Below are 6715 nucleotides of genomic sequence, written 5' to 3'. Positions count from 1 at the left end.
GGATGGCCGAAGAACCAGAAGAGGTGTTGCCACAGCAACGCGCCGCCGTTTGCCGCGTCGAAGACATGCGCACCGAATTTACGGTCCGCCTCCAGGGCGAACAGCGCGGCGGCGAGCACCGGGAAGGCCAGCAGGACCAGCACACCGGTCAGCAGCACGTTCCACACGAAGATCGGCATACGGAACATCGTCATGCCCGGAGCGCGCATGCAGATGATCGTGGTGATGAAGTTGACCGAGCCGAGGATCGTGCCGAAGCCGGACATGGCCAGACCCATGATCCACAGGTCGGAGCCGACATTGGGCGAGAACACCTCGCTGTGCAGGGGCGCGTAGGAGAACCAGCCGAAGTCGGCCGCGCCGTCCGGCGTGAGGAAGCCGCCCACCGCGATGAGCGAGCCGAGCAGGTACAGCCAGTAGGCGAACATGTTCAGCCGCGGGAAGGCGACATCGGGGGCGCCGATCTGGAGCGGCATGATCCAGTTGGTGAATCCGGCGAACAGCGGTGTCGCGAACATCAGCAGCATCACGGTGCCGTGCATCGTGAACAGCTGGTTGAACTGCTCCTTGGAGACGATCTGGAGCCCCGGGCGGGCCAGCTCGGCGCGCATGATGAGCGCCATGAGGCCGCCGATCAGGAAGAACGCGAACGACGTCGCCAGGTACAGCGTGCCGATCGTCTTGTGATCGGTGGTCGTCAGCCAGCTCACCACGACTTTGCCGGGCTGCTTGCGCCGCACCGGCACCTCACTGTCGTAGGTGTCGGCCGGCCCCTTGGGCTCGTTCAGAATGCTCACAGCTGGTACGCCTCCCGGCGCTCGCAGGTTCGCCGACGTCAGTCATCCGACATCCTTGCGGCACCGGGTCGGCCGCCGGACCCCTCGGCGGCCGGGACGCGGCCGAACGGCTGACGCTCGCACCCGAACGGAGCATCCGGACACCCCGATCGGAGCAACGGGGCGGCGGGGCGGGCCGGGCGCTCAGGGGGAGTGGTTGGCGAAGGTCGCCAGATATGTGCCGTAGAGCAGCGAGAAGGCGGTGAGGTATCCGCACAGCCTGCGGGTGGCGTCGGGGTCGGTGCGCCACCGGTGGACCAGGGCCTGTGCCGCGGGGATGAGCAGTGGGAACGCCGGCAGCAGGAAGCGCGGCTTGGACTCGAAGGGGCCCGAGACCAGCACGACCGGCAGCAGCAGCGCGGCGGTGTACAGCAGCAGTGCCAGGGGGACGCGCTCCCGGCACAGCCGGACGAACAGATGGACGCCGACCGCCACGACCACCAGCGCCACCGGGTAGATGACGCCGTCGGTGAGCGGCACCGTCGCAAGGAAGCGGAGGGTGCCGAGGCCCCCGTCGAAGCGCGACTCCCAGGCGCTCTGCACCTGGAAGTAGCCGCGCAGCAGGGCCCCCGTGCGATGCCCCACCAGCAGCAGGTACGCCGTCCAGCCGAGCGGGGCGGCCAGGGCGCCGGCCCACAGTCCGAGCGGCACACGCCCCCGGTGCCGTACGACCTCGAAGGAGGCCACGCCGAGGACGGCCGCGGCGGCGGCGTAGCCGTTCGGCCGGGTCAGGCCCGCGAGCGCGGCGAGCGCGCCGGCCGCGAGCCAGCGTTCGTCCAGCAGCGCGTACAGGCACCAGACGGCGAGCGCGATGAACAGGGGCTCGGTGTAGGCGAGGGTGAGGACGACGGAGTGCGGCAGCGCGGCCCACAGGGCGACCATCGCGGTGGCGACCGCGCGGCCGTACAGCCGGTGTCCGATCGCGTAGACGCCAATGGCGGCCAGCGCCGTCGCGGTCCAGGCGATCAGCAGCGCCGCCACGCCCGGGGTCAGCAGGGGGATCCAGTCGAGGGCCCGGACGAGTCCCGGGTAGAGGGGGAAGAACGCCCAGTCGGTCTGCACCGCGCCGGAGTCCGTGATGTGCACCCGGGTGCCGTAGCCGTGCGTGGCGATGTGCAGGTACCAGACGGAGTCCCATGAGTGGGCCAGGCCCTTGAGTATCGAACGGCCGGTGAGCAGGTTCACCACGACGACGAGGACCGCCCCCGCCAGCCGGACGCCGCCGAAGAGGACGAGCGCCCGCTGGACGCCGGGTGGCCAGGTCCGCCGCTCGCGCCCTTCCAGGGGCGGACCGGGCCGTTCGAGGGCGGGGGCAGCGCCGTGTCGCGGGGAGAACGTACTCACCCCCTGACCTTGAGCGGAGCCGCACGTACGTGCAATGGGGCCACGCCGATCAAGTCACTTCTGTCTTGTTTTACCTGCTGGTCAGAGCGTCGTACCGGGGAAAACACAAGACCATACGCACCTGTCGGTCCCGGTTCGCGCGGGTCATCCTGGAAGGGCGGTTCCACCCCGGGCCGCGACCCTCGGAAGGAGTCCTTGTGGACGGCTGGTACGTCGACGACCGCTGCACCAACTGCGATGTCGCCCGGCAACTGGCGCCGGACCTGATCGACGAGGAGAACGGCACGTCCCGGATCGTGCGGCAGCCCGAGACCGAAGAGGAGAACCGGCGCCTGCACGCGGCCGTCTTCGCCTGCCACACCCGCTCGATCCGCCCCACCACCGGACAGCCCGACCAGACGCTCGACCCGTTCCCCCTGGCCCTGGACGACGGCGTGCTGCTGTGCGGCCACAACTCGCCGCGCACCGCGGCCGCCAACGCCTATCTGCTGCGCCGGCCCGACGGCACCCAGATGATGATCGACACCCCCCGCTGGAGCCGCGCCCTCGCCGACCGGTACACGGCCCTCGGCCGGATCACGGACGTCCTGCTCACCCATCGCGACCACGCCGCCCACGGCCGCCGCTGGGCCGACCACCTCGGCGCCCGGCTGTGGATCCATGAGGGCGACCTCGACGCCGCGCCCGACGCGGACCAGGTGATCCGGGGCCTCGACCCGGTGGAGATCGGCGCGGGCGTCACCGTGCACCCGCTGCCCGGCCACACCCGGGGCAGCGTGCTCTACCTCGCGGACGACCGGTACTGCTTCACCGGCGACAGCTTCTACTGGTCCCGCTCGCTTGGCGATCTCGCCGTCGCGGACAGCGTGACCTGGTACTCCATCGAGGAGTTGGCCGCCTCCCTGGCGCGTACGGCGGACCGGCTGCGCTTCGAGTGGGTGCTGCCGGGCCACGGCGACCGCAGGCGTCTGCCCGCCGCCGAGATGTCCCGCAGGCTGCGCGCCCTGACCGAGCGCACGCTGACGCTGCGCCCGCGTCCCGTCGACTTCGCGGCCGTACGGTGGTGAGAGGAGCGGTGTTCGAGAGCGGGAGGTCACCGTGCGACTGGCGGAGTTTCTGACCCGGGTCCAGGACCGCGGGGAGTACCGGAGCCAGGAGGAGGCCGAGCACGTCAGCGAGGCCGTGCTGTGGACGCTGGCCACCCGGATCACCCCGGAGGAGGCCGACGAGCTGGCGGCGCGGCTGCCCGCGCCGCTGGACGAGGCCCTGCACCGGGACCGGGGCTGCGCCGAGTCCTTCGGCCGGGAGGAGTTCCTGCGGCGCGTGGCCCAGCAGACGGGCGCCCGGCCGCGCACGGCGGAGTGGGACGCGGGCGCGGTGCTCTCCACCGTCGCCGACTCGGTCTCCGGTGGCGAGCTGGACGATCTGCTGGCCCGGTTGCCGGTCACCTACGCGGAGCTGTTCGGGAGGCCGGGGCCGGGCTGAGCCCGAGGCCGCGTCGACTTCGAGGCCGACTGAGTCCGAGGCCACGTCGAGTCCGGGGCCGGCTTCGGGAGCGCGCCGAGTCAGGGGCCGCCTCACCGTCCGTGCGTCTCCAGGTCCCGCTCCCGCACCTCCTCTTCCGCTAGGGCCCGCAGCCGCTCGTCGCACCACCGCCGGGCCGCGGCGGAGACCTGGGCCAGCGCGCGCGGATCCTCGAAGAGATGGGTGGCGTCGGGTACGACATGCAGGGCGTGCGGGGCCCGCAGCCGCCGGGCCGCGTCCTGGTTGAGCCGTAGGATCTCGTGGTCCTGCCCGCCGACGACCAGCAGCACCGGTGCCTGGACCTGCTCCAGCGCGTCGCCCGCCAGATCGGGCCGCCCGTCCCGGGAGACCACGGCCAGGACGCGCTCGGGCCGCTCGGCGGCGGCCGTCAGCGCGGCGGCGGTACCGGTGCTCGCGCCGAACAGCACCACCGGCGTCCCCCGGGTGTCGGGCTGTTCCGCGAGCCAGTCGATCGCCCCCACCAGCCGGTGCGCCAGGAGCGGGATGTCGAAGCGGTGGTCGGCGTTCAGCGCGTCGTGCCGCTCCTCCCGCTCGCTGAGCAGATCGAGCAGCAGCGTGCCGTACCCGGCCGTGCGCAGCTCGGCGGCCACGGTCCGGTTGCGGGTGCTGTGCCGGGAGCTGCCGTTGCCGTGCGCGAAGAGCACCACCGCACGCGCGGATGCCTGGACCACGAGGTCGCCGTGGAGCGCGGCGTCGTCCATGCGGACGAGAACCATCTCGGAGATCATCGGCATCAACCCTTCCCGGGGCGCCGTTCCCGCCGAGCGTTACGGCCCGGATGTCCCACCTCCCATGATGCCCACGGGACCCGGCCCCCGGCACCCGCAGAGCCGGGGCCTTCGCCGATCACCGTCACCAGCCGGTCAGCAGCAGATGATTGAGGAGCAGCGCGAGCACCGCCTGGGCGGCGAGCCAGGGCCGGGGGCGGGGGAGCAGCGCGCAGGCGGGCAGCAGCCACAGCGCGAAGGGCAGCCAGATCCGCTCGGTCTCGGCCTTGCTCATGCCGGACAGGTCGGCCACCAGCAGGGCGAGCAGCGCGGCCGACACGAGGAGGGCGAGCCCGGCCCGGGAGCCGGTACGGCGGTGCAGGAGCACGGCGCCGGTGCGGCGCAGGCCCGCCGCCGTGGCCGGTCCGGTGATCAGCGCGGCGCACGCGAGATCGGCCCACACCCAGTAGCCGTAGGGGCGGATACCGCCCACGCCTTGGTAGTAGCGGATCGTCAGGAGCTGGTATCCGTGCCACCAGTTGAAACCGGCGAGCGTGAACACCACTGGAAAGACCGCGAGTCCGGCGAGCAGGGGCAGCAACAGGAAGGGCCGGGCGCGTAGTTCGCGGCGGGCGAGGAAGAGCACGGCGGCGCCGACGAGGGCGAAGAGCGTGAGGCCGTACGAGAGATAGCAGGTCAGTCCGAACAGCAGGCCCGAGCCGGCCGCCGCCCACGGGGAGGGGCGGGTCAGGGCGAGGGCGAGCAGGGCCACGGACCAGGCGGCGACCGCCGCGAAGTAGCCGTCGGCGGAGACGCCCTGCCACACCGCGGCCGGGGCCAGCATCGTGAACGGCGCCGCCCGCCGCGCGAGCGCCTCCCCGGCCAGGGCGCGCACCGCGATCAGCACCGCCACGCATCCGCTGGCGCCGACGACCACACAGAACATCCCGGCCCAGCCGCCGCCCCGCAGCCCGATCCGGTCGAGCAGGACGAAGGTCAGCGTGGCCGCCGGGGGGTGCCCCGCGACATGGGCGGGCCACGGATCCGGGGAGCCGCTGACGATGTGGTGGGTGAAGTCGCGCAGCGCGGCCGGGATGTCATGGAACCGGCCGATCACCCGGAGGTACTCCTCACGGGTGGTCAGCCGGCCCGCGATGCCCCGCTGCCAGCCGTCCACCAGCGCCAGTGACCCGATCCACGCCAGCGCGGTCGCCCAGGCCGCCGTGAGCAGCCCGCGCCAGGGCAGCCGGGCCGCGAGCACGGGCCCGTGGATCACGGTCGCCGCGGCCACGGCCAGTGCGGCGGGGGTGCCGGGGCCGAGGTGCGGGTCCCAGTCGGCGAACACCGGGGGCCAGTGCACGAACAGGGTGCGGTGGGTCTCCTGGATGTGGCGGCCGACCAGGACCGCCGCGGTCACGAGCAGGGCGGCGGCAGCGGCGGCGTACAGATCGCGGCGGGCGGCGCGGGAGGCGCCGGCGCAATCCGCGGCACGGCCGGGGGCGAGGTCTCGGTGGGGAGAACGGGTCACACCAAGACGCTAGGCCGGGCGGGCGGTTCCGGGCCGCCGTCCGGGCCGGACGTCAGGGTTTCGTCACCAGTCGTACCGCCTGTCCCGGACGTCTCGCGGCTTACGGTCAGGACATGCGTGACCAAGACCGCCTCCCCACCTCACCGGGTTTCTGGCGCAGTCCTCTGCGCGGCCCGTGGTTCACCTCGGTGCTCGGCCTCGTCCTCCTCGTCGGCATCACCGTGCTGTTCGTGACCGGCCTGGTGTCGTACGCCGCCTACAACCCGGGTCTGTCCCGGGTCAATGACACGACCCCGGACAAGGGGCTCCTGGGCTTCTATCTCTTCGCGTGGCCCACCGACCCGGTGTGGCTGTACCGCCTCACCCAGGGCGTCCATGTCACCCTGGGCATCACCCTGATCCCCGTCCTGCTGGCCAAGCTGTGGTCGGTGGTGCCGAGGCTGTTCGCCCTGCCCCCGGCGCGCTCCGTCGCCCACGCGCTGGAACGGATCTCCCTGTTGCTGCTGGTCGGCGGCGGCCTGTTCGAGTTCACCACCGGTGTGCTCAACATCCAGCTGGACTACATCTTTCCGGGTTCCTTCTACCCGCTGCACTTCTACGGCGCCTGGGTGTTCTTCGCCGCCTTCGTCGCCCATGCCGTACTGAAGACGCCCACCGCGCTGCGCACCGTGCGCCGGCGGCTGCGCGACGAACCCGAGGAGGGTGTCACCCCCGAGGCGGACACCCTGGTCCCCCCACGCCCCGATCGGCCGACC

At 72.4% G+C, this 6715-nt stretch carries 6 protein-coding genes and 1 pseudogene; 3 read left to right on the top strand and 4 right to left on the bottom strand.

What is annotated here, in order from left to right; genetic code table 11:
• A partial coding sequence (locus CCN72_RS12390) for a cytochrome c oxidase subunit I (RefSeq protein ID WP_208637986.1) occupies positions 1-797 on the bottom strand: 797 nt, incomplete at its 3' end.
• A gap of 183 nt (positions 798-980) precedes the next feature.
• Positions 981-2180, bottom strand: a complete 1200-nt coding sequence (locus tag CCN72_RS12385) for a glycosyltransferase family protein (RefSeq protein ID WP_086807572.1) — start codon at positions 2178-2180, stop codon at positions 981-983.
• Positions 2181-2377: 197 nt separating this feature from the next.
• On the opposite strand from CCN72_RS12385, the gene CCN72_RS12380 reads away from it, so the two are divergent.
• On the top strand, positions 2378-3247 hold the full coding sequence (locus CCN72_RS12380) for an MBL fold metallo-hydrolase (RefSeq protein ID WP_086807571.1): 870 nt from the start codon (positions 2378-2380) through the stop codon (positions 3245-3247).
• Positions 3248-3278: 31 nt separating this feature from the next.
• Complete coding sequence (locus tag CCN72_RS12375) at positions 3279-3665, top strand: DUF2267 domain-containing protein (protein ID WP_086807570.1); 387 nt, start codon at positions 3279-3281, stop codon at positions 3663-3665.
• A gap of 92 nt (positions 3666-3757) precedes the next feature.
• Here the strand turns inward: CCN72_RS12375 and CCN72_RS12370 are convergent, their stop codons facing one another.
• On the bottom strand, positions 3758-4453 hold the full coding sequence (locus CCN72_RS12370; protein WP_086807574.1) for a dienelactone hydrolase family protein: 696 nt from the start codon (positions 4451-4453) through the stop codon (positions 3758-3760).
• A 124-nt stretch (positions 4454-4577) separates the two neighbouring features.
• Complete coding sequence (locus CCN72_RS12365) at positions 4578-5960, bottom strand: hypothetical protein (RefSeq protein WP_425276140.1); 1383 nt, start codon at positions 5958-5960, stop codon at positions 4578-4580.
• Positions 5961-6073: 113 nt separating this feature from the next.
• Here CCN72_RS12365 and CCN72_RS12360 point away from each other — a divergent pair.
• A pseudogene (locus tag CCN72_RS12360) lies at positions 6074-6715 on the top strand (molybdopterin-dependent oxidoreductase); the annotation flags it as partial.

Origin of the sequence: Streptomyces murinus, from assembly GCF_002154555.1 — a bacterium.
In the GTDB taxonomy this organism is placed as follows: domain Bacteria; phylum Actinomycetota; class Actinomycetes; order Streptomycetales; family Streptomycetaceae; genus Streptomyces; species Streptomyces murinus.
Note: the sequence above shows the minus strand (reverse complement) of the source record. Positions and strands in the feature narration are given on the sequence as shown.

Excerpts from the sequence above, each read along its gene's own strand:
- CCN72_RS12370 (WP_086807574.1), bottom strand. The coding sequence starts at position 4,453 with ATGATCTCCGAGATGGTTCTCGTCCGCATGGACGACGCCGCGCTCCAC.